The 25,250-nt window shown below is 72.4% G+C and carries 23 protein-coding genes and 1 pseudogene; 5 read left to right on the plus strand and 19 right to left on the minus strand.

Annotated features, from left to right (window positions below):
- Window positions 1-34 precede the first annotated feature (34 nt).
- The 10 genes and pseudogenes from LRS07_RS18075 to LRS07_RS18120 all read right to left on the minus strand — a co-directional run bounded on the left by LRS07_RS18075 (window position 35) and on the right by LRS07_RS18120 (window position 7,890).
- Window positions 35-613, minus strand: coding sequence for a cupin domain-containing protein (locus LRS07_RS18075; RefSeq protein ID WP_260499325.1), 579 nt, complete (start codon window positions 611-613; stop codon window positions 35-37).
- Complete coding sequence (locus LRS07_RS18080; RefSeq protein WP_260499326.1) at window positions 610-1,416, minus strand: cyclase family protein; 807 nt, start codon at window positions 1,414-1,416, stop codon at window positions 610-612. Before LRS07_RS18080 ends, LRS07_RS18075 begins: the two co-directional genes overlap by 4 nt.
- Before the next feature lie 13 nt (window positions 1,417-1,429).
- Complete coding sequence (locus tag LRS07_RS18085) at window positions 1,430-1,726, minus strand: type 2 periplasmic-binding domain-containing protein (RefSeq protein WP_260499327.1); 297 nt, start codon at window positions 1,724-1,726, stop codon at window positions 1,430-1,432.
- A 121-nt stretch (window positions 1,727-1,847) separates the two neighbouring features.
- Window positions 1,848-2,441: pseudogene (locus LRS07_RS18090) on the minus strand (tripartite tricarboxylate transporter substrate-binding protein); the annotation flags it as partial.
- Between the two features lie 12 nt (window positions 2,442-2,453).
- On the minus strand, window positions 2,454-3,578 hold the full coding sequence (locus LRS07_RS18095) for an FAD-dependent oxidoreductase (RefSeq protein WP_260499328.1): 1,125 nt from the start codon (window positions 3,576-3,578) through the stop codon (window positions 2,454-2,456).
- Between the two features lie 23 nt (window positions 3,579-3,601).
- Window positions 3,602-3,970: a Rieske (2Fe-2S) protein gene (locus tag LRS07_RS18100; protein ID WP_260499329.1), complete on the minus strand. Its 369-nt coding sequence runs from the start codon at window positions 3,968-3,970 to the stop codon at window positions 3,602-3,604.
- A gap of 17 nt (window positions 3,971-3,987) precedes the next feature.
- Complete coding sequence (locus LRS07_RS18105) at window positions 3,988-4,944, minus strand: VOC family protein (RefSeq protein ID WP_260499330.1); 957 nt, start codon at window positions 4,942-4,944, stop codon at window positions 3,988-3,990.
- Window positions 4,945-4,974: 30 nt separating this feature from the next.
- Window positions 4,975-5,721, minus strand: coding sequence for an EthD domain-containing protein (locus LRS07_RS18110; protein ID WP_260499331.1), 747 nt, complete (start codon window positions 5,719-5,721; stop codon window positions 4,975-4,977).
- 7 nt (window positions 5,722-5,728) lie between these two features.
- Complete coding sequence (locus LRS07_RS18115) at window positions 5,729-6,886, minus strand: alpha/beta hydrolase family protein (protein ID WP_260499332.1); 1,158 nt, start codon at window positions 6,884-6,886, stop codon at window positions 5,729-5,731.
- 23 nt (window positions 6,887-6,909) lie between these two features.
- Entirely contained in the window at window positions 6,910-7,890 is a 981-nt protein-coding gene (locus tag LRS07_RS18120; protein ID WP_260499333.1) for a tripartite tricarboxylate transporter substrate binding protein, read from the minus strand.
- 198 nt (window positions 7,891-8,088) lie between these two features.
- Between LRS07_RS18120 and LRS07_RS18125 the strand changes: the two genes are divergently transcribed.
- A complete protein-coding gene (locus LRS07_RS18125) occupies window positions 8,089-9,018 on the plus strand; it encodes a LysR family transcriptional regulator (protein ID WP_260499334.1) in 930 nt (309 codons plus the stop codon).
- Between the two features lie 6 nt (window positions 9,019-9,024).
- Here the strand turns inward: LRS07_RS18125 and LRS07_RS18130 are convergent, their stop codons facing one another.
- From LRS07_RS18130 to LRS07_RS18160, 7 genes are all read right to left on the minus strand, one after another.
- Window positions 9,025-9,981 carry an NAD-dependent epimerase/dehydratase family protein gene (locus tag LRS07_RS18130; RefSeq protein WP_260499335.1) on the minus strand — a complete coding sequence of 319 codons (957 nt, stop codon included), beginning with the start codon at window positions 9,979-9,981 and terminating at the stop codon, window positions 9,025-9,027.
- Between the two features lie 174 nt (window positions 9,982-10,155).
- Complete coding sequence (locus tag LRS07_RS18135; RefSeq protein WP_260499336.1) at window positions 10,156-10,500, minus strand: HNH endonuclease family protein; 345 nt, start codon at window positions 10,498-10,500, stop codon at window positions 10,156-10,158.
- Window positions 10,501-10,546: 46 nt separating this feature from the next.
- Complete coding sequence (gene alaS, locus LRS07_RS18140) at window positions 10,547-13,186, minus strand: alanine--tRNA ligase (protein WP_260499337.1); 2,640 nt, start codon at window positions 13,184-13,186, stop codon at window positions 10,547-10,549.
- Window positions 13,187-13,193: 7 nt separating this feature from the next.
- Window positions 13,194-13,589, minus strand: coding sequence for a type II toxin-antitoxin system VapC family toxin (locus LRS07_RS18145; RefSeq protein ID WP_260499338.1), 396 nt, complete (start codon window positions 13,587-13,589; stop codon window positions 13,194-13,196).
- Window positions 13,586-13,900 carry a type II toxin-antitoxin system Phd/YefM family antitoxin gene (locus LRS07_RS18150; protein WP_260499339.1) on the minus strand — a complete coding sequence of 105 codons (315 nt, stop codon included), beginning with the start codon at window positions 13,898-13,900 and terminating at the stop codon, window positions 13,586-13,588. Before LRS07_RS18150 ends, LRS07_RS18145 begins: the two co-directional genes overlap by 4 nt.
- Before the next feature lie 73 nt (window positions 13,901-13,973).
- On the minus strand, window positions 13,974-15,131 hold the full coding sequence (locus LRS07_RS18155) for an alpha-hydroxy acid oxidase (RefSeq protein WP_260499340.1): 1,158 nt from the start codon (window positions 15,129-15,131) through the stop codon (window positions 13,974-13,976).
- 55 nt (window positions 15,132-15,186) lie between these two features.
- Window positions 15,187-17,616, minus strand: a complete 2,430-nt coding sequence (locus LRS07_RS18160) for a sensor domain-containing protein (RefSeq protein ID WP_260499341.1) — start codon at window positions 17,614-17,616, stop codon at window positions 15,187-15,189.
- A 245-nt stretch (window positions 17,617-17,861) separates the two neighbouring features.
- On the opposite strand from LRS07_RS18160, the gene LRS07_RS18165 reads away from it, so the two are divergent.
- Together LRS07_RS18165 and LRS07_RS18170 are read left to right on the plus strand one after the other, a co-directional pair.
- The gene (locus LRS07_RS18165) at window positions 17,862-18,686 is read left to right on the plus strand and encodes a DUF6502 family protein (RefSeq protein ID WP_260499342.1); all 825 of its coding nucleotides are present in this window, start codon (window positions 17,862-17,864) and stop codon (window positions 18,684-18,686) included.
- Window positions 18,683-19,339: a DUF4382 domain-containing protein gene (locus LRS07_RS18170; RefSeq protein ID WP_260499343.1), complete on the plus strand. Its 657-nt coding sequence runs from the start codon at window positions 18,683-18,685 to the stop codon at window positions 19,337-19,339. Before LRS07_RS18165 ends, LRS07_RS18170 begins: the two co-directional genes overlap by 4 nt.
- 21 nt (window positions 19,340-19,360) lie before the next feature.
- Here the strand turns inward: LRS07_RS18170 and LRS07_RS18175 are convergent, their stop codons facing one another.
- Window positions 19,361-20,278, minus strand: coding sequence for an MHFG family PEP-CTERM protein (locus LRS07_RS18175; protein WP_260499344.1), 918 nt, complete (start codon window positions 20,276-20,278; stop codon window positions 19,361-19,363).
- Window positions 20,279-20,634: 356 nt separating this feature from the next.
- Here LRS07_RS18175 and LRS07_RS18180 point away from each other — a divergent pair, with 356 nt between their 5' ends.
- Window positions 20,635-22,158, plus strand: a complete 1,524-nt coding sequence (locus LRS07_RS18180) for an MDR family MFS transporter (RefSeq protein WP_260499345.1) — start codon at window positions 20,635-20,637, stop codon at window positions 22,156-22,158.
- The gene (locus LRS07_RS18185) at window positions 22,155-24,188 is read left to right on the plus strand and encodes a YhgE/Pip domain-containing protein (protein WP_260499346.1); all 2,034 of its coding nucleotides are present in this window, start codon (window positions 22,155-22,157) and stop codon (window positions 24,186-24,188) included. The genes LRS07_RS18180 and LRS07_RS18185 overlap by 4 nt, the downstream gene beginning before the upstream one ends.
- Here the strand turns inward: LRS07_RS18185 and LRS07_RS18190 are convergent.
- A complete protein-coding gene (locus LRS07_RS18190) occupies window positions 24,088-25,185 on the minus strand; it encodes a hypothetical protein (RefSeq protein WP_260499347.1) in 1,098 nt (365 codons plus the stop codon). The two genes, LRS07_RS18185 and LRS07_RS18190, sit on opposite strands and share 101 nt — an antisense overlap.
- Window positions 25,186-25,250 lie beyond the last annotated feature (65 nt).

The raw sequence follows: 25,250 nt of genomic DNA on the forward strand, positions 1-25,250 counted from the left end.
GGTCGTCGGTGGGGTGTCGCGTTCGGTGTGGAGGTCAGCGCGCGTCCAGCGCCCGGCGGATGGCGGGGTCGTAGCGGCCGTCGACGAGCACGAAGAGCATGCGGCAGGGGCGGCCGGAGCGGTTGGCCCAGGCGTGGTTGGTGCCGCGCTGCACGACCACCGTGCCGGGCCTGAGCCGGACCTCGCCTTCGTCCAGCACCAGGGTCAGCTCGCCGTCGATGACGATGCCGTAGTCCACCGACTCGGTGCGATGCATCAGCGGGTGCGGCGAATCGGCCTCGACCGTCGAGGCGGCCACGTCGCCGATCTGCGCGAAGGCGTCGTGCATCGCGGCCGCACCGCCGGCGAGGAACGCCGGCGTGTCCGGCGGGATGTCGACGAAGCGGATGCGGGTGCCGCCCGGCGGCGGCGGCAGCTGGATCGGCCTGACGCTGGGATCCGGTCCGTTGTCCACCGGTGCCGGGCTGCCGGCGGTGCACCACACCTCGTGGAAGACGGTGCCGGGGATGGCGGCGATCTCGGTCACCGTGGGCAGCGGGCCGTCGCTCGCCACCACCGCACGGCCTCGCGCGTCGTGGCCGGTGACGACGCGGTGGATGGGCGGGAAGCTCATGCCGGTGCCCCGTCCTCGAAGATCGCCACCGCCCGCGTCCAGCCGGCCGAGGCGCCGCGGATCTTGTGCGGGAAGCAGCTGATGAGAAAGCCGTGCGGCGGCAGCGCCTCCAGGTTGTGCAGCTTCTCGAGGTGGCAGTAGCCGATGTCGCGACCGGCCTTGTGGCCTTCCCAGATCAGCGACATGTCGCCGGTCTCGGCGATCCTGCGGGCGGTGTGGGAGAACGGTGCGTCCCAGCTCCAGGCGTCGGTGCCGGTCAGCCGCACGCCGCGCTCGAGCAGGTACATGGTCGCCTCGTAGCCCATGCCGCAGCCGGCCTGCACGAAGTCGTTGTGGCCGTAGCGCGAGCCGGCGCGCGTGTTGACGACGACGATGTCCAGCGGCTGCAGTTCGTGGCCGATGCGCTTCAGCTCGGCCTCGACGTCGGCCGCGGTGGCCACGTAGCCGTCGGGGAAGTGGCGGAAGTCCAGCTTCACGCCGGGCTGGAAGCACCACTCCAGCGGCACCTGGTCGATGGTGATGGACGGCTTGCGCTCGCCCAGCTTGGCGTCCATCGTCGAATGGAAGTGGTAGGGCGCGTCCAGGTGGGTGCCGTTGTGCGTGGTCAGCGTCACCCATTCGGCCGCGGCGGCCTCGCCGTCGGGGTAGTCGCGGGCGGTGGTGCCCGGGATCATCGAGATGAACTCGGGCAGCGTGTCGGCGTGCTTCTGGTAGGTGATCCTCGGCGCCAGCGGCGGCGGATCCGAGAGCACGTCGTTCTCGAGGTAGATCGACAGGTCGACGAAGCGGCGTTGCGGTTTCATGGCGCTGCGGGGGTCATTCCGGCGTGATGCCGAGGCCGCGTGCCATCTGCTGGTAGCGGCGGGTCTCGGTGTCGTAGAAGGCCTCCAGCGCCTCCAGCGACAGCGGCGACTGCGGGTCGGTGCCGTTGCTGCGCAGGAAGGCGACCACCTCGGGGTCGGTGACGGCGGCGGCGAAGGCCCGCTGCCAGCGGGCGGCGGCGGCCTCCGGCGTGCCGCGGGCCACCATCAGCGCGCCCCAGGCCTCGTAGACGAAGCCGCGCAGCGCCGGGTCGAGCGTGGACAGTGCCGGCACCTTGGGCAGCTGCGTCACCGGCTGCGCCGCGGTGACGCCGAAGACCTTGAGCTTGCCGCCGTCGATCAGCGTCGACGACAGCCCCCAGCGGCACGAAGGACAGGTCGATCTGGCCGCCGAGCAGGTCCTGCAGCAGCGGCGGCACGCCCTTGTAGGGCACGTGCAGCATGGCCACGTTGCACGAACGCCGCCACTGCTCGCCGAGCAGGTGGATCATGGAGCCGTTGCCGATGTGGCCGTAGCCCGGCGGCTGCCCGGCGCGAGAGCGCACCCAGGCCAGCAGCTCGGCATGCGAGCTGGCCGGCAGGTCGGCACGCGCCGCCAGCACATAGCTGCCCCGCCCGAGCAGTCCGACCGGCCGCAGCTGCGACGGCTGGTAGCGCGCGCTGGCCAGCGCCAGCGGCGTCAGGATGGGCTCGGTCTGCGACACCAGCGTCGCCGTCTGGCCGTCGGCGGCACCGTTGAGCACCCGCTGCACGCCGATGGAGCCGCCGGCGCCGGGCACGTTCTCGACGATCACCGGCTGGCCCAGCTCGCGCTGCAGCAGCGGCTGCAGCTTGCGGCCGAAGGCGTCGCCCGGGTTGCCGGCCGGTTGCGGCACGACGATGGTGAAGGGGCGGCCCTGGGCGCGGGCGGCCAGCGGCAGTGCGGCGGCCAGCGCACCGGCGGCCAGCACGCGACGGCGGCCGGCGTCAGGGGATCGGCGTGGGCCTTGCGGCAGGTCGTCTTGCATGGTTCGAAAGGGTCAGATGGGTTGGGCCAGGGCCATCATGCTGTCGCGCATGATCCGGCCGTGTTCGTCCTTGTCGCCGTTGGCGATCTCGATCTCGCCCAGCCGCAGCGAGTTCTCGACCACCATGCGGCAGCGCTCCCAGCGGCGGTCCTGGAAGGCGGGCAGGGCACGCATGACGTCGCCGTCAGCGCGGCCCAGCTCCTCCGCCAGCACCAGCGCGTCCTCCAGGCCGATGCAGGCGCCCGAGGCCAGGTGTGGTGTGGTGGCGTGCACGGTGTCGCCGATCAGCACCACGCGGCCGAGGTGCCAGGGCCGCGGCACCAGCAGGGCTTCCAGCGGGCGGAAGACGATCTGCGAGCGCTCGTCGATCTGCTCGCGGATCCACCGCACCAGCGGTGCGCTGAAGGGCGCCAGCAGCGCGCGCAGCAGCGTCGGGAACTCCGCCGGGTCGACCTTCACGTTCTGCGGCCGGTTCTCGGTGAGGAAGAGGTACATCTCGGTGGCCGACACCGGGTTGACGCCGGGCTTGACCGGGCCCATCCACATCATCGGCCTGTCCACCTCGGGCGGGCGCGGCAGCACCGCACGCCACACCGCCTGGCCGCTGTAGCGCGGCTTGGGCGCGTCGGCGAAGAGCATCGTGCGCGTCTTCGAGTACAGGCCGTCGGCGCCGACCACGAGGTCGTAGCGGCCGCTGCCGCCGTCGCTGAAGCGCACGTCCACGCCCTGCGCGTCCTGCCGCATCGACTCGACGCTGCAGCCCAGGCGCACCCGCGTGCCGCTGTCGCGCGTGGCCTGCGCCAGGATGCGGGCCAGAACGGGTCGCATGATGCCGCCGCCCCCCGGCACGTCGGGTCCGGCGAGGCGCGGCGTCGGCAGGGTGCCGATCTGCTGACCGTGGGGCAGGAAGATGTCCAGGCCGTCGACCGCGCTGCCCTCGGCCAGGAAGGCCTCGAGGATGCCGAGCTGGCGGAAGGCCCGCAGCGTGGCGCCGCCCAGGCTGATGCCGGCGCCGTAGCTGCGCCAGCCGGGGTCGATCTCGACCAGGTCGACGTCCCACCCGTTCTTGCGCAGCGCGAGGGCCGCCGCCATGCCGGAGAAGCCGCCGCCGATGATGAGGACGTTGCGCAGGGCCATGGAATGTCTCCTCGTTGCTTGGGTCATGGATCGATCAGGAACACGTCACCGCCCTCGCCCACCGCCAGCGGGACCGGCGTGAGCCGCTGGCCCAGGCAGGGCCCGAGCAGGCATTCGCCGCTGTCGATGTCGAACTGCGCGCCGTGGGCCGCACAGACGATGCGGCTGCCGTCGGCGTTCAGGTAGGCGTGCTTGCGCCAGGCCATGGGCGCGCCGTCGATGTGGGGACATGCGTTGCGCCACGCCACCAGCCGGTCGCCGCGGCGCACGACGAACAGCACGTCGCGGCCGCGGGCGTCGGGGTCGAAGCCACGCGACGCCCGGTCGGGCAGGTCGGCCAGGTGGCACAGCCGCCGCGGCCCCTGCCGCGGGTCCGGGACCGGGGACGACATCGAGGGCACCGCCGACCTCAGTGCCGCTGCGCGACGCCGGCGGCGCCGGGGGGCGGACCGCCCGGCGCCCATTTCTCGCGGTACTGGAAGAGGAAGAGCTGCGAGGCGTCGGCGCCCATCGGCACCTCGCGCGCGGCCCACCGTTCGTCGTGCTGGTCCATGTCGGCGTCGTACTCGACGTGGCAGCCCAGCGGCGAGTTGAAGTACCAGAACCAGTTGCTGCCGAAGCGATGCCGGCCGGGGCCCCAGAAGCTCTCGTAGCCCTTCTCGACGAAGCGGCTGCCCGCCAGCATCACCTCCGTCGGCCCGCCCATGTGGAAGGTGAAGTGCTCGCAGCCCTTCATGAACGGCGGCGTCTGGATCATGAACAGCGTGTGGTGGTCGGCCGTGCCGGCCGGGCGCAGGAAGGGCCCGACGCCGGTGAAGCGGTCGGTGCAGACGAACCCGAGCCGGGCGTAGAACGCCTCGGCCTTGGCCGCGTCGGGCACGAAGTAGACGACGTGCGAGAGGCTGCGCGGCAGGGCCGCCGCATCGGGGTCGACGCCGACGGCGTTGGCCGGGCGCTGCCGCGGCCCGCCGGGGGCGTTCACCGTCTCGGCGGGCATCGAGATGGGACGGCGCACCGTGCGCTGGAAGCCGAGCACGAAGCCCATGTCGTCGGCCACCTCCAGCGAGCCGTCGGCCAGGCGCCGGACCTCGCGGTCGCGGCCCAGTTCCTCGGCGATGGCGGCCAGCGTGGCGTCGTCCGCCACGCCGTAGACGGTCTTGCGCAGCATGCTGGCGGTGCCCATGGCCGGCGGCAGCGCCGCATCGTCCTTGTGGCGGACGAGGATGTGCGTGCCGTCCAGCGCCTCGAAGCGGCCGCCCGCGTCGCCGACGTCCACGGGCTTCAGGCCGTAGTCGGCGAGGTACTGGCAGCAGGCGGCGACGTCGTCGACGCCGAAGACCAGCGCGTCGGGTCCGATGATGTTCATGTCAGGCTTCCGGGGGAGGTTGAAGCGGGATCACGCGCGACCGGCGTGCAGCACTTGCTCTTGGGCGATCAGCAGCAGCCGATCGGTGTCGTCGGCGAGGCCGGCCTGCACCAGCGTGCGCTGCAGCCAGCCGCGCACCGCGGCCAGGGCCGCCTGCGCGGCGGCCTCGTCGTCGAGCCACAGCTCGTCGATGGCGTCCACCGGCGGCGGGTGGCCGGGGCGCGCCAGCGGCTCGTTCTGCACATGGCGGCGCAGGCCGGGCACGGCGGCGTGCAGCGCCGCCGCACCGTCGCGCCAGGCCTGAAGGAAGGCCTCGCGCTCGACGCCGGCACGCCGGCGCGAGAAGACGAAGACCTTGTGGGTCGGGCGCTCGCCGTCGCTGCGCCGGCACTCCCGCCAGGACGAGGGCACCGGCAGCACGGTGGCCTGGTCGACGAAGTGGTCCTCGTCGCCCTGCAGCCGCTCGCGGTAGAAGGCGGTGTCGCGCGATCGCGGCAGGCCCGCCAGCTCGTCGAAGGAGATCTGGGTGACGAAGTCGCGGTCGAGCGCGAACGGGTCGGCGCCGGCCGCCACCGCCGGGAACTCGCCGTCGAGCACCACGTTCTGCACGTAGCGGCGCGGCGCATGCGACGGGTCCTCGGCGATGTAGCGCAGCACCAGTTCCCCGTGCACACGGCGGATGTGGTGGCGGTGCTCGCCGCGCGTCTGCCCCGGCCGGCGGCGGCCGAGGATGATGAGCTTGAGCGGCGGCTCGGCCACGGACGGAAGGCCCAACATGCGGTGCTCAGGCCGTGCGGCCGCCCAGCGTCTCGGCGACCCAGTCCATGACGTAGTGGCCGGCGTTGATGCTGTTGTCGAAGCTGGCGTGCTGCACGCCGCCGGTGCGCTCGTCGAAGACCTTGAGCTCCCGCTTCGGGCTGTTGACCAGCTGCTCGTAGGTCCGGTGCGCCCACTTCAGCGGGATCTGCGAGTCCTTCTCGCCGTGGGTGACGAGGAACGGCACCTTGATGCGCTCGACCACGCCGTCCAGGTGCACGTCCTCGGCGATCTTCATGAACTCCTCGTTGTCCCGGCCGCCCCACACCCAGCGCACATGCGCCCAGTAGTGCGGCACCGGGAAGTCGCCTTCCTTCTCCAGGCGGCGCTTCTGCACCTCGCGCCAGTCGTGGTTGGCGCCCAGCACCACGCCGCAGGCGAACCTCGGCTCGAAGGCCACCGCCCGCGGGCAGTAGTAGCCGCCGAGCGAGACGCCGTAGCAGCCGATGCGCTTCGGGTCCACGTCGTCGCGCTGTTCCAGCCAATCGACCACGCGGCTGGCCCAGTGCTCGGCGTCGTGGCGGGCCTTCATGCCGTGCAGCCGCAGCGCCTCGCCGGTGCCGGGCTGGTCGATCGACAGCGACGACACGCCGCGCTCGGCCAGCCAGCGGTGGTTGCCCACCAGGTACTGCATCTCCTTGGTCGAGTCCAGGCCGTTGAGCAGCAGCAGCAGCGGCGCCCTGCCCTGCACGCCCTGGGCGCGGGTGTAGAGGCCGCTGATGTGCCCGCCCTCGTAGGGGATCTCCACCCGCTCGACGTTCTCGTGCAGCAGGCGGGTGCCGCGCAGGAAGAGGTCGAGCTCGCGGCGGTACATCGCCAGCCGGCCCGGCGCGTCGTGCGCCTGCAGCCGTTCGGCGGTGATGAGGTAGGCGGCGGCGCGCTTGAGCTTCTCGCCGGCCGACAGCCGCCGGCCGCGGCCCTCGTCCTCGGCCGCCAGGTCGCACAGCCGGTCGGCCATCTTCACCCACGTCTCGCGGAAGGCCTGGGTGCCGGCGGCGTCCGGCTGCTTCGCCGCCTCCAGCAGCGGCGCGCACATCTGCTCGATCTCGCCCATCTTGGCGCCCATCTCGATGGCGAGGTTGACCGAGAGGTTCCAGACGTAGTTGGTGGGGAAGTACTTGAACATGGAGGGGGTCTGCGGCGGTGGGATCAGCGGTCCAGCTTGACGGTCTTCAGCAGCTCGGCCTTGGAGGCGTGGTCGGCATCGATGCGGGCGCCGAAGGCCTTGCTGTCGAGGAACTCCGCGCGCTGCGAGAAGCGCCTGACCAGGTCCTGCAGCTCCGGCTCGGCCAGCACGTCCTTGCACGACGACTCGAGCTGCCGGATCACCGCCGGCGGCGTGCCGGCGCGCACGAAGACGCCGCCGTAGCCCGACGGCGTGACGTTGAAGCCGAGCTCCTTGGCGGTCGGCGTGTTGGGCAGGCTGGGCAGGCGCCGGTCGGCAAAGACCATCAGCGACTTGACCGCCGGGAAGTCGGCGACCGTGGCCGCGGTCACGATGGCCAGCTCGATCTGCTTGCCGATCAGCTCCTGCTGGATGGCCGGCTCGCCCTTGTAGGGGATGTCGACGGCCTGCACGCCGGCCTTGCCGAACAGCTCGGCGGCGGCCAGGTGCGGCGAGCTGGACACCCCGGGGTGGGCGTAGTTGACCGGGCCGGTCTTCGACGCCGCCACCACGTCGGCGAAGCGGCTGTAGCGGGACTCGGGGCCGGCCACCAGCACGAAGGTGTTCTCGAACGCCTGGCACACCGGCACGAAGCTGTCCTTGCCGAAGGGCAGCGTCTTCATCCAGTGGGGGTGCACCGTCACCGGGGTGACGGGACCGTAGTAGAAGCTCTGGCCGTTCGCCGGCGCCGCCTGCACCGAGGACAGCCCGATGACGAAGCTGCCGCCCGGCTTCGCCTGCACCACCACCGGCTGCTTCACCTTGGCTTCGAGCAGGCGGGCGAAGGTGCGGGCCACGGCATCGAACGACCCGCCGGGCGGGAACGGCACCACCATCTCCACCGGCCCCGACGGCCAGGCCTGCGCCTGAGCGGCCGGCGTTCCGGCCAGGGTGCACAGGCCGATCACCAACGATGCGGCGAGCCCGGTGACGGACCGGTGCGGAAGCGGGGCAGAGGCGAGCATGGACGGGTCTCCTGGGTGTTGTGTTGTTCGAGCCCCCGGCGGGGCGGCCTGGCCGGCGCACGGGACACGACGGCCGGCGAGTCGCGCAGGCTACGGCCGCATGCCCATCGCGAAAAGCGCTTTGGATCCATGCACGGGATCGACGCGCTGAATACTTTTCGGGTTAACCCTGGAAGCGGCGCCGCTACCCTTGCGCCCGTGCGCTTCAACAAACTCGACCTCAACCTGCTCGTGGCGCTCGACGCGCTCATCGAGGAACTGAGCATCAGCCGGGCCGCCGTGCGGCTGCACATGAGCCAGTCGGCGATGAGCAACGCGCTCGCGCGGCTGCGCGAGTACTTCGACGACCCGCTGCTGGTGCAGGTGGGCCGGCGCATGGAGCTGACGCCGCGCGCCGAGGTGCTGCGCGAGGCGGTGCGCGACGTGCTCATGCGGGTGGACACCAGCATCACCGCGCAGCCGGCGTTCGATGCGGCGCGTTCGGAGCGGGAGTTCCGCATCTCCGCCAGCGACTACACCCTGCTCACCCTCATGCCGCGGGTGATCGCCCTCGCCCACCGGCAGGCGCCGCGGGTGCGCTTCAGCCTGGTGCCGCAGGTGACGCACGCCACCCGCGCGCTGGAGCTCGGCGAGGTCGACCTGCTGGTGATCCCGCAGATGCACCACACGCCCGAGCACCCGCACGAGGTGCTGCTGCAGGAGCCGTTCACCTGCGTGGTCTGGCAGGGCAGCCGCCTGGCCGAGGGCGAGTTGACGCGCGAGCGCTACGCCGCCGCCGGCCACGTGGTGATGGTGCCGGCGGGCACCGACCAGCAGGCCTCCGTCGAGAGCGCCTTCATGCAGCGGCATGGGCTGGCGCGGCGCGTGGAGGTGACCACCTTCAGCTTCCCGTCGATGGCGGCGCTGGTGGTGGGCACCGACCGCATCGCGACCCTGCACGACAGCCTGGCCCGGCAGATGGCGCGCCAGTGGCCGCTGCGCCTGCACCCGCCGCCGCTGCCGTTGTCGATGTCCCAGACCATGCAGTGGCACAAGTACCGCAGCCAGGACCCGGGCCTGGTCTGGCTGCGCGGGCTGATGCATGCCGCGGCGGCCGCACGGCCCGCCGCCGAGCCGGCCGCCGCCTGAGCCGGGTCAGCCGGCAGATCGCTCCACCGCGTCGCGCACCAGGGCGTCGAGGTCGGCGTCGGCGCGGAACCCGGCCGCCAGCGCCTGCGGCGTGCGCAATGGGGGAAAGCGGCCGAACAGCGATTCGATGCGCTCGTCGGGCTGCCAGCGGACCAGCGCCTCGGCCGGCGTGCCATGCACCCGGCCCACCGCCTGCACCAGCGCCTGCAGGCTGAACACCTGCGTCGGCAGGGTCAGCGTGCGCCGGCCCTGCAGCGCGGCGGCGTGCACCCGCAGCCCGTGCAGCAGGTTGTCCACCACGTTGCGCACCGAGGACGCCCAGGTCACCGCCTGGGGCGAGGTCGGGCAGGTGAAGGGCCGGCCGGCGCCGAGCTCGTGGATGAGGTCGCTGAGGAAGGCGGACCACTGGCCCGTGGGCTCCGCCGGCCGGGCCAGCACGCCGGGCAGCCGCAGCGAGCGGCCGTCGACCCAGCCGCGGCGGCTGAAGTCGGCGACCATGGCCTCGCCCACCAGCTTGTGCATGCCGTAGCTCAGCTGGGGATCGGGCGGCGTGTGGTCGTCCACCGGGCCCTGCGGCCGGCCGAACACCGCGACGGTGCTGGCGAAGACGAACACCGGCGCGACGCCACCGGCCTCGACCTGGGCCTTGCAGCGCTCCAGCAGGGCCAGCGTGCCGTGCAGGTTGACGTCGCGGGCCAGCGCGTACTGCCGCTCCGCCGCGCCGCCGGGGACGCTCGCCAGGTGCACCACCGCGTCCACCGGGCGCTCGAACGCGGCCTCGAGCCGGCCGGCATCGGCCAGGCTGCCGGGCAGCGGCCGCACCGTCGGCGCCGCCGCCACCACCGGCGACAGCCGCAGGTCCATCAGCGTCAGCGAGGCGACGCCGTCACCGTCCGGGCCCAGCAGGCGTCGGACCAGCGAACGGCCGACGAAACCGTCGGCGCCGGTGATGAGCAGGTGCATGTCGGCGGGGCCGGTCGACGCCGGCCGATGGACGAGGCGCGCGATGCTAGCGGCGCCGACCGTCCGCGGGAAATGGATCCGGTCCATGCGCCGCATCGGCGCGGTGAATGTCGGCGCGGGGTGGTCGCCGGGCGCCGTTGCCCTTCGGCGGCATCGAGCGAGCGGCGTCGAATGTCAACGCCGCGGCCGGCGCGTGCGGTCCAGGTAACCCGGCGGCTTGTTGCGCACCCAGCGCACGAAGGTGGCGATCTCCGGATGCGCCCGCAGCGCGGCCCAGGTGTGGAAGTCGCGCGCCAGTTCGCGCTCGCTGAAGGTCGCATGGACCTTGCGGTGGCAGATGCGGTGCACCAGCACCTTCTCGCGCCCGCCCCGGCTCCTGGGCACCAGGTGGTGCTCGTCGGCCGCCGGGCCGGGCTCGACCGGTCGGTCGCACAGGGGGCAGGTCAACGGGGCGGCGACCTCCACCGGCGGTGGGCCGGCCCCGCCCGAGGCGGCGCGCAGGCGGCGCTTGATGACCATGGCGTGATCGCGCGACCCCTGCCTCCACACGGCAGGGTCGCCTTCATCAGACGCGTTCGGCCACCCAGCCCCGAACCGACTGCAGCGCCTGCGGCAGCCTGGCGGCGTCGGTGCCGCCGGCCATCGCCAGGTCGGCCTTGCCGCCGCCCTTGCCGCCCACCTGCTGGGCGACGAAGTTCACCAGCTCGCCGGCCTTGACGCGGCCCGACACGTCGGGCGTGGCGCCGGCGGCCAGCTGCACCTTGGCGCCGTCGACCGCGGCGAGCACGATGGCCGCGCTCTTCAGCTTGTCCTTCAGCCTGTCCATGGTCTCGCGCAGCGCCTTGGCGTCGGCGCCCTGCAGCGTGGCGGCCAGCACCTTGATGCCGCCCACGTCCACCGCCTGGGCCAGCAGTTCGTCGCCCTGCGCGGAGGCCAGCTTGCCCTTGAGCGACCCGAGCTCCTTCTCCAGCGCCCGCACCTGGTCGAGCACCTGGGCGACACGCCCCTGCACCTCGGCCGGCGTGGCCTTCAGGGTGCCGGCCAGGGCGTTCACCGTGCGTTCCAGCGACTGCAGGTAGGCCAGCGCGTTGTCGCCGGTCACCGCCTCGATGCGGCGGATGCCGGCGGCCACGCCGCTGTCGGCCACCACCTTGAACAGGCCGATGTCGCCGGTGCGCTGCACATGCGTGCCGCCGCACAGCTCGCGGCTGGAGCCGATGTCCAGCACCCGCACGCTGTCGCCGTACTTCTCGCCGAACAGCATCATGGCGCCGGACTTCTGCGCCTCGGCGATCGGCATCACGCGCGCTTCGGTGGCGTGGTTGGCCAGGATCTCGGCGTTGACCAGGGCCTCGATGCGGCGGATCTGCTCGTCGGTCAACGGGGCGTTGTGCGAGAAGTCGAAGCGCGTGCGGTCGGGCGTCACCAGCGAGCCCTTCTGCTGCACGTGCGCGCCCAGCACCTCGCGCAGCGCCTTGTGCATCAGGTGGGTGGCGCTGTGGTTGCGCACGGTGCGCGCGCGCTTGTCGGCATCCACCCGCGCATCCACCCGGTCGCCGACCTTGATCGCACCTTCCTTGACCCGGCCGTGGTGGCCGAACACGTCGGCCTGCACCTTCAGCGTGTCCTCGACGACGAACAGCGTGGTGCCGTTGCGCAGCTCGCCGGTGTCGCCGACCTGGCCGCCGGACTCGGCGTAGAACGGCGTGTGGTCGAGCACCACCACCGCGTCGTCGCCGGCCTTGGCCTCGTCGACCGCCGTGCCGTCGACGTAGACCGCGGCCACGGTGGCGGTCTCGTGGATCAGCTTCTCGTAGCCGTGGAAGGTGGTGGGGCTGCCGGCATAGGCCAGGCCCTGCTGCATCTTGAACTTGCCGGCCGCCCGCGCCTGCTCGCGCTGGCGGTTCATCGCGGCGTCGAAGCCGGCGGCGTCCACCGTCACGCCGCGCTCGCGGCAGACGTCGGCCGTCAGGTCGAGCGGAAAGCCGAAGGTGTCGTGCAGCTTGAAGGCGAGCTCGCCGTCCAGCGTCTTGCCGCCCCCCTGCGACAACTTCGCCAGGGCGCCCTCCAGGATCTCCATGCCGTTGGCGATGGTCTGGAAGAAGCGCTCCTCCTCGGCCTTCAGCACCTCGGTGATGCGGGCCTCGTCGCGGCGCAGCTCGGGATAGGCGTCGCCCATCTGCACGGCCAGCTCCGCCACCAGCGTGTGGAAGAAGGGCTTGCGCGCGCCCAGCTTGTAGCCGTGGCGGATGCCCCGGCGGGCGATGCGGCGCAGCACGTAGCCGCGGCCCTCGTTGCCGGGGATGACGCCGTCGGCCACGGTGAAGGCGCAGGCGCGGATGTGGTCGGCGATGACCTTGAGGCTGGGGCTGTCGGCATCGACGTCCGCGCCACCGGCCTTCTCGACGGCCGCTCTAGCCGCCGCCAGCAAGGCCACGAACAGGTCGATCTCGTAGTTGCTGTGCACGCCCTGCAGCACCGCCGTCACCCGCTCCAGCCCCATGCCGGTGTCCACGCTGGGCTTGGGCAGCGGGTGCATCACACCGTCCTCGGTGCGGTTGAACTGCATGAAGACGTTGTTCCAGATCTCGATGTAGCGGTCGCCGTCCTCGTCGGGCGAGCCCGGCGGGCCGCCGGGGATCTCCGGCCCGTGGTCGTAGAAGATCTCGGTGCAAGGGCCGCAGGGGCCGGTGTCGCCCATCATCCAGAAGTTGTCCGACGCGTAACGCGCGCCCTTGTTGTCGCCGATGCGCACGATGCGCTCGGCCGGCACGCCCACCGTCTTGTTCCAGATCTCGTAGGCCTCGTCGTCCTCGGCGTAGACGGTGACCCAGAGCCTGTCCTTCGGCAGCTTGAAGTGCTCGGTCAGCAGTTCCCAGGCGTAGGCGATGGCGTCCTTCTTGAAGTAGTCGCCGAAGCTGAAGTTGCCCAGCATCTCGAAGAAGGTGTGGTGCCGCGCGGTGTAGCCCACGTTCTCCAGGTCGTTGTGCTTGCCGCCGGCGCGGATGCACTTCTGCGCCGTCGTCGCGCGGCTGTAGGGCCGCTTGTCGAAGCCGAGGAAGACGTCCTTGAACTGGTTCATCCCCGCGTTGGTGAACAGCAGCGTCGGGTCGTCCCCGGGCACCACCGGGCTGGAGGGGACGATGGCATGGCCCTTCGACTCGAAGAACTTGAGGAAGGTCTGGCGGATGTCGGCGGCTTTCATGGGGTTCTCAGGCGTACACGGTGATGCCGATGCGTTCGGCGGCGGCCATCAATTCACTGTCGCGGGTGGCCAGCGCCGACCGACGGGTCAGCGCCAGATCGAGGTAGACGCCGTCGTGCGGCGTCAGCCGGTGCGAAGCGGCGAAGTCGAGGAAGCGCAGCGGATCCTCATGCGGGGCGCCGGCGATCTCGACATCCAGGTCCTGCAGGCGGACGCAGGCCAGGCGCGCCTGGTCGGCATCGAGTCGCCGCCGGCGCACCGCACCGCGCAATGCGCTGGCCAGTTCGACCGGCCACAGGAACGGCGCCTGCAGCGCCTCGGACAGCACCTCGTCCATGCTGACCGGGCGAAGTTCATCCGGCATCACGCAGGCCAGCGCATAGGAGCTGTCAATGACGATCACGGCTTGCGACAGGCGACACCCCGCCAGACCTGCTCCTCGCGCTCTTCACGGACCTCACGAACCCAGCCAACGGGCTCGTCGGCCGTCCAGGCGCCATGCCGCTCGGCGATCTCCTGCCCCAGTTGGCGCAGCGCTGCGACGGCCTCGCGGCGGCGTTCGCGATCGAACGAGGATCCCTGGGTCATCGGCACGATCTTGGCCACGGGCTTGTTGTGCCGGGTGATGATCACTTCCTCGCCCTGTTCGGCGCGCGCCACGAGTTCTGACAGTCGCGTCTTGGCCTCGAACAAGCCCAGGGTCTGGGTGGTCATGGCACGGCACAATCTGGTTGAAACGACCAGATTCTAGCCGGCGTGCCCCAGTCCACGCCCCCGCCGGTGCCTTTCAACCGCCCGGGGCGGTGCCGGGCAACAGGATGCTGCGGTCCACGTCGCCGATGCGCCGGCGGCCGCAGAACGCCATCGACAGGTCCAGTTCCTTGTGGATGATCTGCAGCGCCTTGGCGACGCCGGCTTCGCCCATGGCGCCCAGGCCGTAGAGGAAGGCGCGGCCGATGAGCGTGCCGCGGGCGCCCAGCGCCACCGCCTTGAGCACGTCCTGGCCGGACCGGATGCCGCCGTCCAGCCAGACCTCCAGGCGCGAACCGACCGCCTCCACGATGGCCGGCAGCGCCGCGATGGACGACGGCGCGCCGTCGAGCTGCCGGCCGCCGTGGTTGCTCACGACCAGCGCGTCGGCGCCGCTGTCGGCGGCCAGACGGGCGTCCTCCACGTCGAGGATGCCCTTGAGGATGAGCGGCCCGCCCCAGCGCGTCTTGATCCATTCCACGTCGGCCCAGCTGAGGCGGGGATCGAACTGCTCGGCCGTCCAGGCGCTGAGCGAGGACAGGTCGCCCACGCCCTTGGCATGGCCGACGATGTTGCCGAAGCCGCGGCGCTTCGTGCGCAGCATGCCGAGGCACCAGCGCGGCTTGGTGGCGAGGTTGACCAGGTTGGCCAGCGTCGGCTTGGGCGGCGCCGACAACCCGTTCTTCAGGTCCTTGTGGCGCTGGCCGAGGATCTGCAGGTCCAGCGTCAGCATCAGCGCCGAGCACTTCGCCGCCTTGGCGCGGTCGATCAGGCGCTCGACGAAGTCGCGGTCGCGCATGACGTAGAGCTGGAACCAGAACGGCGAGCGGGTGTGCGCGGCCACGTCCTCGATCGAGCAGATGCTCATCGTGCTCAAGGTGAACGGCACGCCCATCGCCTCGGCGGCGCGCGCGGCCAGGATCTCCCCGTCGGCGTGCTGCATGCCGGTCATGCCCGTGGGCGCCAGCGCCACCGGCATCGCCGCGGCCTGGCCGACCATGGTGGTGGCGGTGCTGCGGTCGGACATGTCCACCGCCACCCGCTGGCGCAGCAGGATCTTCTTGAAGTCGGCCTCGTTGGCGCGGTAGGTGCCCTCGGTCCAGGAGCCGGAGTCCGCATAGTCGTAGAACATCCGCGGCACGCGCTTCCTCGCCAGCCGCTGCAGGTCCTCGATGTGGGTGATGGTCAGGCTCATGGCGGCAGGATATCGCCCTGACCCACCGACCGGCCGGAGCCGTTCCGGAGCGGGATCAGGCGGTGGGCGCCGTCGCCAGCCAGCGCGCCTCGAAGGCGTCCTCGCTCACCGGCTTGCCGAACAGGAAGCCCTGGGCCAGCGGGCAGCCGTTGTCGCGCAGGAAGGCGGCCTGCTCCTCGTTCTCCACCCCTTCGGCGATGAGGCCGAGGCCCAGGGCCTGCGCCATGGCGATGCAGGCCCGCACCAGTTCGCGCCGCCGGCGGTTGTGCTCGATGCCGGCGATGAACTGGCGGTCCAGCTTGAGGCCGTCCAGCGCGAAGCGGTCGAGGTAGGTGAGGGAGGAGTAGCCGGTGCCGAAGTCGTCGATCTCGACGGCCAGGCCGAGCGCGCGCAGGTCGGCCAGCGTGCGGTGCACGCGTTCGTTGTCCTCCAGCAGCAGGCCCTCGGTGACCTCCAGCGTCAGCCACGACGGCCGGCAGCCGGTGGCCTCCAGCGCCCGCTGCACCTCGCGCAGCAGGTCGTCGTCGAGGAACTGGCGCGTCGACACGTTGAGCGCCAGCCGCAGCGGCGACCCGGTGCGGCCGCGGTTCCAGCGCACCGCCGCCTCGGCGGTGCGGGCCAGCACCCAGCGGCCGATGGGCACGACGAGCCCGGTCTCCTCCGCGATCGGGATGAAGGTGGCCGGCGAGACGAAACCCAGCTGCGGATGGCTCCAACGCAGCAGTGCCTCGGCGCCGACGAGCGCGCCGTCGCCCAGGCGCAGCTGGGGCTGGAAGTGCAGCGACAGGCCCCGGCCGTCCTGCGCCTCGCGCAGCGCGGTCTCCAGCGCCAGCCGCAGGCGGGCCTGCACGGTGAACTGCTTGCGGTAGAACTCGAAGCGGCCGCGGCCGGCGCGCTTGGCCTCGTACATCGCCACGTCGGCATGGGTGATCAGTTCCTCCAGCGTGTCGCCGTCGTCGGGATAGACCGCCACGCCGACGCTGGCGCCGGTCACCACGCTGCGGTCGCCGAGGTCGAAGGGTTCGCCGAGCGCCGAGCCGATCTTGGACGCCACCGCGGCCATGTCCAGTTCGTCGCCCAGGTCCAGCGCCAGCAGCGCGAACTCGTCGCCGCCCAGCCGCACCAGCAGGTCGGACTCGCGCACGCAGGCGGCGATGCGCTGCGCCGCCGCGGCCAGCAGCCGGTCGCCCGCGCTGTGGCCCAGGCTGTCGTTGACCTGCTTGAAGCGGTCGATGTCCAGCACCACCACGCCCAGCTTGCCGCCCTGGCGCCGGGCCTGCGCGATCAGCGCCGGCCCGCGGTCGTACAGCGCCTGGCGGTTGAGCAGCCTCGTCAGGCTGTCGGTCAACGCCTGCTGCTGGATGCGCTCGCGCAACTGCACCGCCTCCGTCACGTCGCGGGCGATGGAGAACGCCGCCTCCGCCTGGCCGGACTCGTCCAGCTGCGCGCACACCCGGATGTCCAGCCAGCGCACCACCTCGTCGTTGGCGCGAAAGCGCACCTCGGCCGACCGGGTGACACCGTCGGTCAACACGGCGCTGATCATCTGCCGGTACAGGGCGGCATCGACGATGCGCTCGCCGGGTGCACCGTGCTGCCACGGCACCTTGGTCGGCGGCCCGCGGTCGCCGAAGAGGGCCCGCAGCAGCGCCGGGTTGAGGTAGACGCGCCGGCCCTGCAGGTCGTAGCGCGCGACGTAGTCGGGCGAGTTCTCGACCAAGGCGCGGAACTCGCGTTCGCGCAGGCTCGTCAGTTCCCTCGCACGCTTGACATCGGTGATGTCGCGGCCGATGGCGGCCACGCCCGCGATGCGGCCATGCGCGTCGCGGTAGGCGTACAACAGCACGTCGTGCGTGCGCTGGCCCAGGGTGGGATGCTCGACCACCGCTTCCACCGACCGGCTCTGACCGGTCCTCGCGGTCTCGACCAGCGCTTCGTGGAAGGCCTGAGCGCACGGCCGGCCGGGCGGGGCCGCCTCCAGCATGGTGCGACCCAGCGGGTCGCCGAGCATCAGGACGCTGCGCCGCATCGACGGGTTGCAGTAGCGCATGCGCAGGTCGAGGTCGTAGCGCGCGATGTTGTCCGGCGAGTGCTCGGCCAACGCGCGGTAGTCGTTCTCGGCGGTGGCCAGCCTGGCCTGCAGCTCGGCCCGTTCGCTGTCGTCACGCACCACCAGGCACAGCCCAACCACCTGCCCGACGGCGTCACGTTGTGCGGCCACCCGCAACGCGAGGGTGCGATCGGCGCCCTCGGCATCCCTCAGGGTGGCGACGGTGCCGGTGTCCTCCCCGCTGTCCAGCGCGCCGCGCAGGCAGGCCAGCAGCGCCGGGCCGTGCAGGCCGTCGCCCAGCGCCTCGTCCACCGGCCGGCCCAGCAGGTCGGCCTCCAGGCGGCCGGTCAGCGCGCGGTAGCCGGCACCAACGTGCAACGGCCGCAGGCCGGCGTCGTACGCAATGACCAGGGCGTCAACGGCACGTTCCAGCACGGACCATTCCGGCGGTTGGCCTGTGGGTGGATGGTCCGTCTGTCTCCTCTGCCGGGTGCCTGACATGTTGTCCTTCTCTTGTCCCGATCAGGAGCGTCATCGGCCAACGGCGTGGCGCCTTGAGGCCGGCGCTGCATCCGGCAGCGGCGTTCGTCACGGGGCACCGAGGGTGACGGCGCGCGCCAGCGCAAAGCGCTCTGTATATTGCGGCGGCCGTGCAAAGCAGTCCACCGTCACGAGGCCCCTTGTATGCCGCCCTGCGGCGGCTGCTGCGCCCGCTGTGCCGCCTGCTGTTGCGTCACGGCGTGCCCTTCGCTGCGCTGGAGGAAATCGCCAAGCAGGTCTACGTCGACGTGGCGATGAAGGAGTTCGGTCTGCCGGGCAAGCGCCAGACCGCGGCCCGGGTCTCGGTGCTGTCGGGCCTGACGCGCAAGGAGGTGCAGCGCCTGCTGGCCGACGACGGCCAGTCCCTCGAACTGCAGCTGCAGTACAACCGCGCGGTGCGGGTGCTCGGCGGCTGGGTGCGCGACGCCGACTTCCTGGACGGGCAGCGCCGGCCCCTGCCCCTGCCGGTCGAGGGCGAAGGCGCCAGCTTCGCGCAGCTGGTGCGCCGTTACAGCGGCGACATGCCCATGCGCGCAGTGCTCGACGAGTTGCTGCACGCCGGCTCGGTGGCCGAGCAGCCCGATGGCCGGCTGTTGCCGGTGGCGCGTGCCCACGTGCCCCGCCACGACGACGCCGCCAAGCTCGCCATCCTGGGCAGCGACGTGGCCGACCTGATCGCCACCATCGACCACAACCTGCAGCACGGCGCCACCGACCCGCGCTACCAGCGCAAGGTGCTCTACAACGCCATCCCGGCCAAGGACCTGCCCGCCTTTCGCAAGCTGGCCGCCGACAAGGCACAGCAGATGCTTGAGGCGCTCGACCGCTGGCTGGCCCGCCGCGACGCCGCCCAGCCCGACCTCGAGGACGACCCGGCACTGCCCCGTTCGCGGGTGGGGCTGGGCATCTACTACATCGAAGAGCCTCTGGCCCGATCGGAGGACGACCCAGGAGACGCTGCATGATCCCCATCCCTCGCCGGTGGAACTGGCTGAGCGGCCGCGCGTTCGCGGCGCTGCTGCTGCTCGCGGTGCTCGTGAGCTGCGGCGGCGGTGGCGGCGGGCTGGGGGGCACCGGCGGCAGCGGCGGCGGCGGCGGCGGGGGTGGCGGCATCGGCGGCACCGGCGCCATCCTGCGGGTGACGCTCACCGATGCGCCGGCGTGCGGCTTCGACAACGTCTACGTCACCGTGCTGTCGGTGCGGGTCAACGCCAACGACACCGACGACGACGGCGACAGCGGCTGGCAGACGCTGCCGCTCAACCCGCCGCGCCAGATCGACCTGCTCACGCTGCGAAACGGCGCCACCACCGTGCTCGGCGAGCAGGAGGTGCCCGAGGGCCGCTACCGCCGGCTGCGGCTGGTGCTGGCCGAGAACGGCCAGAACGGCGCCTCGCCGCTGGCCAACTCGGTGGTGCCGACCCTCACCAAGGTCCAGGTGCCGCTGGAGACGCCGAGCGCTTCGCAGTCGGGGCTGAAGCTGCGCATCGAGGCCGATGTGCGGCCGGCCGCGCTGACCGAGATCCTGCTCGACTTCGACGCCTGCCAATCGGTGGTTGAAGCCGGCAATTCCGGCCGCTTCAACCTGCGGCCGCAGATCACCGCCACCGTGCGTTGACGGCGCCCCGGCGGCGACGGCTCAGCCCCGCCGCCGCCGCGCGGCGAGCGCCACGGCCAGCCCGCCGCCCAGCAGCAGGGCCCAGGTGCCGGGCTCCGGCACCGGCGGCAGCGGCGCCGGCAGCAGCAGCGCCGGCGGCAGGCCCGCCACCGCGTCGGGTGCCACGTTGGACGGTGCCGGCGTCAGCCACCCCTCGGGCGGCGGACCGGGCCCGGCCGCCGGCGGCAGCGCCGCGAACGGCACCGGAACGGGCACGCCCGCCCCGCCCAGCGGGAAGGGCGCGAACAGCGGCGGCGCCAGGCCCGGTGCTCCCGCTCGGTCGGCGGGCAGGGGCAGCGCCGGGCCGGCGGCCGGGTTGAAGTCCAGCGGCTCCCACGGATCGACGGGCGGGTCGCCGCGGCCCGGCAGGCCCAGCGGGCCGCGCCGCCCCTCCTCGGGCGGCAGGCCGGCCCCCGGCGGCGCGAAGGCCAGCGGCTCCTCGGGGCCCGCCCCGGGCGCGATGTCGATGCGGCTGACGTTGCGGCACACCGTCGGCACCAGGATGCACACGCCGCTGTCGCAGTAGACCAGGCCGCGCTCTTCCATCGTGTCGGTCCAGCGGGTGCGGCCGACCTCGCGGCACACCCGGCCGGCGCCGAAGTGCATGTCGCGGATGGCCGGGTCGTAGCGTCGCCGGCCCTCGATGCGGTCGCGGCGGATGCTCACCAGGTCGTCGTAGGCCCGCAGCGCCATGCGCGCCTGCAGCCGGCGCCGCACCTCGGGCGCGATGTCCGGGTAGTCGTCGACCGCCGCGACCACGTCGCCATGAAAGGCCGCATGGCCCGGCCGGTCCCAGCTGCAGGACGGCAGCACCGGTCCACGCGCCGCCGCGACATGGGCCAGCCCCAGGGCCAGCGGCAACACCATCGACAGGCGCAGACAAAACAACGGCAGCGGCATTCGACAGGACCATGGCGAAGCCGGCCGGAATATGGACAGGCCATATTCCGCGCTTCGGATTTCAGGATGGGGCGGCGAGGAAACGCGCGGGGCGTCTTGAGTGGTGGCGATTCTAGGAACCGGCTCGGTCAACGGTTCGCTTTACGGCAAGGAATACAGACCGGATGCAGCCGGCATCGATAAACATTCAGTAACCCAGACCCTTGCATTCCATTGGGTTTCACGGTTTTGCGGCGTCGGGGTAATGGGTAACGAAATCCATCGCTTCTACCCTTCGACTGAAAGGCGCCTGTGGCGCCGCTGCGACGGCGTGCCGCGACCCGGGGCCGTTGGCGGCGTCATGCTGAAATCGGCCGATGACTGCCGCAGGTGAACCCCTGTCCGACGACGGCTTCCAGTCGCCGCTCACCGTGCCGCAGCGGCGGCGGGCCATCACCGCGGTGCTGATCATCATCCTGCTCGGCGCCATCGACCAGACCATCGTCGGCGTGGCGCTGCCCACCATCGCCACCCAGCTCGGCGGGTTGTCGCTGATGGCGTGGGTGGTGTCCGGCTACCTCATCGCCTCCACCGTCGTCACGCCGCTGTACGGCCGTTTCAGCGACCTGCTGGGTCGGCGGGCGGTGCTCGATTTCTCGCTGCTGACCTTCCTCGGCGCGTCGGTGCTGTGCGCGCTGGCACAGACCATGCCGCAGCTCATCGCCGCGCGGGTGCTGCAAGGGGCGGCCGGCGGCGGGTTGCTCATCGTGGCGCAGGCGGTGGTGGCCGACATCGTCGCCCCACGCGAGCGCGCCCGCTACCAGAGCTACATCAGCATGGTGTGGGCCTTCGCCAGCGTGTTCGGGCCGGTGGCCGGCGGGGTGCTGACCGGCTGGCTGTCCTGGCCATGGATCTTCTGGATCAACCTGCCGATCGGCCTGGCCGCGCTGTGGCTCACCGGTCGGGCGCTGCGCGCGCTGCCGGTGCCGCGCCAGCGACCGGTGATCGACTGGTGGGGCATGGTGCTGCTGGTGCTCGGGCTGACCGCGCTGCTGGTGCCGATCGCCCGTGTCGGCCAGGGGCAGGCCTGGACCAGCGGAGCCAACGCCACGGCGCTGGTCGTCGCGGTGCTGGTGCTGGCCGTCTTCTGCCGCCACCAGCTGCGCACGCCGCACCCGGTGCTGCCGCTGGCGCTGCTCGGCCAGCGCACGGTACTGCTGGGCAACGGCGGCATGTTCGTCTGCTTCTTCCTCTACGTGGCGCTGTCGGTGCTGGTGCCGCTGCGGCTGCAGTGGGTGGGCGGGCTGTCGCTGGGGCAGACAGCGCTGCACATCCTGCCGCTGACGCTGGGCATCCCGATCGGCGCCTTCGCCGCCGGCCGCCGGGTGGCGCGCACCGGCCGCGTGCGGCCGCCGTTGTGGCTGGGCGTGGGGGTGGTGCCGGCGGGCCTGCTGGCGCTGGCCTGGCTGCCGGTGGAGCAGGCGCCGGCGTCGTCGCTGGCCATGCTGCTGCTCGGCGCCGGGATGGGACTGCAGATGCCCACCGCCCTGCTGATGCTGCAGCAGGCGGTGGCGCCGCACCTCATCGGCACGGTGACGGCGCTGACCGGCTTCTTCCGCCTCCTGGGCGGCGCCGTCGGGGTGGCGGTGCTCGGCTCGGTGACGCTGAACCTGCTGCGCGAGCACCTGCCGCCGCCGCTGCTGGCGCACGGGCTGGAAGGGTTGGCGTCGCTGTCCGGCGCGGGCCCGGCGCAGCCCCTCGGGCAGGCCATCGACCCCGCCTTCCGCCAGGCGCTGCTGTGGGCCACGGCGCTGTCGCTGGCCGGCCCGCTGCTCGCCCTCGGACTGCCGGACACCCGCCTGCACGACGGCGGGCGGCATGCCGCGCCGGAACCGGCATGACGCCGCGCCGCCCCGGGATCACCGGCCTGCTCACCCTGGCGCGGGCCGACGCCACGCTGCTGCGCCGGCACCGCCGGCTGGCGCTGTCGGCCGTCGGCATCCTCTTCATCCCGGCGCTGTACGCGCTGATCTACCTCAGCGCGCTGTGGGACCCGGCGTCGCGCACCCAGGCGCTGGCGGTGGCGGTGGTCAACCTGGACCGTGGCGTCACCGTCGGCGACCGCCAGGTGACGCTGGGTGCCGACCTGGTGACCCAGCTCACCGTCAAGCCGCGCTTCGACTACCGGGCGATGGACGACGCCGACGCCGCGCGTCGCGCCGTGCGCGAAGGCCGGCTGCAGTTCGCGCTGCTGATCCCCGCCGACTTCAGCGCGCAGGCGGTGCCCGGCGCGCAGGCCGGCGCGGCCCGGGTGGTGATCTACACCTCGGAGGGCAACAACTGGACGGCAGCCAACTTCGCGCGCCGCTTCGCGCCGGAGCTGGGCCAGCGCGTCAACGACGCCCTGAACGAACAGCGCTGGACGCTGGTGCTGGACAGCGCCGCCGGCTCGCGTCGCGACCTGCAGACGCTGCGCGACGGCCTGCACCAGGTGCAGCGCGGCGCCCAGGAGCTGGCCGACGGCGGCCGGCGCCTGCACGAGGGCAGCCGCGCGCTGCACGCCGGCCTGAAGGCCGCTGCCGAGGGCGGCCAGGCGGTCCAGGGCGGCGCCCACCAGCTGGCCGACGGCGTGCCGCGATGGGCCGAGGGCCTGCGCCAGACGGGGCAGACGCTGCGCACCATGGAAGCCCGCCTGCCACCGGACACCGAGTTGCGACAGCTCAAGGCCGGCGCCCACCGCCTGGCCCTCGGCACCGCGGAACTGGCGCTGGGCCTGGAGCCGCTGGTCGACGGCGCCGACCGCCTGCGGGCCGGCGCCGCCCAGCTGCGCGAGGACGGCGGCAGCCTGCTGCTGGTGGGCGACCGCATCGCCGCGGCCGGCGGGCAGCTCGAAGACGGCGCCGGCCAGCTGCGCCAGGGCCTGCAGCAGGCGCGGGACGGCAGCCAGCGCCTGGCCGACGGCGCCGCCCGGCTCGATGCGACGCTGGGCCCGCTCACGGACGGCCTGCAGCGCATGGCCGGCGGCCTGCGCCAGATGGGCGCCGCCCTGCCCGCCGACGCCGAGCTGCAGCAGGCCGCGCAGGGCGCGCGCGAGCTGGCCCAGGGCGCCAGCCGCCTCGACGGTGCCCTGGTCAAGTTGCGCGACGGCGCCGGCACCGCGCAGGCCGGCAGCCAGGCGCTGACCGACGGCGCGGTGCGGCTGTCGTCCGGCCTGCAGTTGCTGGTCGACCTGCTGCCCGCCGAGGTCGGGCCCGGCCTGTCCGGCAGCGCCGAGGGCCTGGCCCATTCGGTGGAGCCCGTCGTGGAGGTGGCGGCGCCGGTGGCCAACTACGGCGTGGCCTTCACGCCCAACTTCGTCCCGCTGGCGCTGTGGATGGGCGCGACGCTGACGTCCTTCCTCTTCGCCTTCACCCGCCTGCCCGACAGCGCGCTGGACGCCCCGCCGCTGGCCCGCGCGCTGGGCAAGCTGGCGGTGCCGGCGCTGCTGGTGCTGGGCCAGTCGGTGCTGATGCTGGCCATGCTGGAGTGGGTGCTGCAGGTGCGCGTGCCCAGCCTGCCGCGCTTCGCGCTGACCTTGGCCATCGCCTCGCTCAGCTCGCTGGCCATCCTCTTCGCCCTGGTGCGCGCGCTGGGCGAGGTGGGCAAGGTGGTGGCGCTGCTGCTGATGATCGTCCAGCTGTCGGCTTCGGGCGGCACGCTGCCGCCGGAGCTGATGAGCCCGCTCTTCCGCGCCTTGCACCCGCTGCTGCCCTTCACCTGGCTGGTGCGTGCGATGCGCACCTCCATGTTCGGCGCCTACGACGGCGCCTGGGCCTCGGCCTGGGCGCTGGTCATCGGGGCGGCGGTGGTGGCGCTGGTGGTCGGCGCGTACGTCGGACGCTGGCGGGTGGTGCCGGCGGAGAAGTACCGGCCCGCGCTGGAGCTGGGGTGAGGCCGATCGACGCTGCGGCAGGGCCCGCGGCAAGGCCAGGCAGCCGACCGTCGGCCAGCAGCCCTTGCAGGAGCTGCGGCACGTCGATGGGCAAGAAGTGGAGATCCCTGTTGGTGGTGTGAGTGGCAAGGGGCAGCCGAACGTCGGTCCGGATGCCGGGCGTCGAGTTGAACGCGCCGAGCGGGTCGATGTCGCCCAACACATCGACCACCTGCCGGCATTCGACCGGCATGCCGATCTTCGCGCTGACGGTGACGATGGACGCCGTGCTGCCGACCCGCGCCAAACGAGCGGGGTTGGTGCGCTGCAGTGCGTACAGCGCCTCGGACAGCACCAAGTTTCCTTTGGAATGACCCAGCAGCAGTCGGAAGTCCAGCGCTTCATGGTCCAGCAGGTCGCGAAGCACTGCGACGTCCTTGCTGGCCTCGAGCGGGCTGGTGAAGCCGGGGACCGACACCGGCGTCGGGTCGGCCACCATCCCCTGCTCCCGCAGCCGGTCCAGCCACTCGAAGGCGTGGCGCCAGCGGTTCAACGTTCCGAAGAGGAAATAGCCGCCGAGCGCCTCGGGGAACACGTCGGCGAAGCCGTACCCGGACACCACGGCCGCCGCCGGCTCACCGAAGGCATCGGCGACATTGCGTGCGAGGGCCGCCGCCCCCAGCGCCGAGCTGCCCACGCCCGCCACCGTGAGCAGCCGGATGTCGGCACCACCCAGCCGCACGAAGTCGGCGACGGAGCAGCACACCGTTGTTTCGGCAGAACCGGTCGGCGGGACGATCAGGATGGCGCCCTCCGCGGCCAGCGTCGGGGCCAGCTTCGTGATCTCCGCGTCCGTGACGACGCCGACGTCGTAGAACAGCCAGTCGAGCAGCAGGTTGCGCTGCCGCAGGACCTCGAGAAACGCTTCGACCGGCCAGGGCGCCTTGCGCCCGGCCAGCGGCCTGGCCTGCACCCGGGCAGCGCTGGCGGTCGCGACGCTGAGCCATGACGGGACCATGCGTCTTCCCCCTCACCGTGTGGTGGGCAGCGGTCGCTGCGACGCGGGACGTCACGCAAGAACCC

This window comes from Aquabacterium sp. J223, assembly GCF_024666615.1.
Classification (GTDB): Bacteria; Pseudomonadota; Gammaproteobacteria; order Burkholderiales; family Burkholderiaceae_C; genus J223.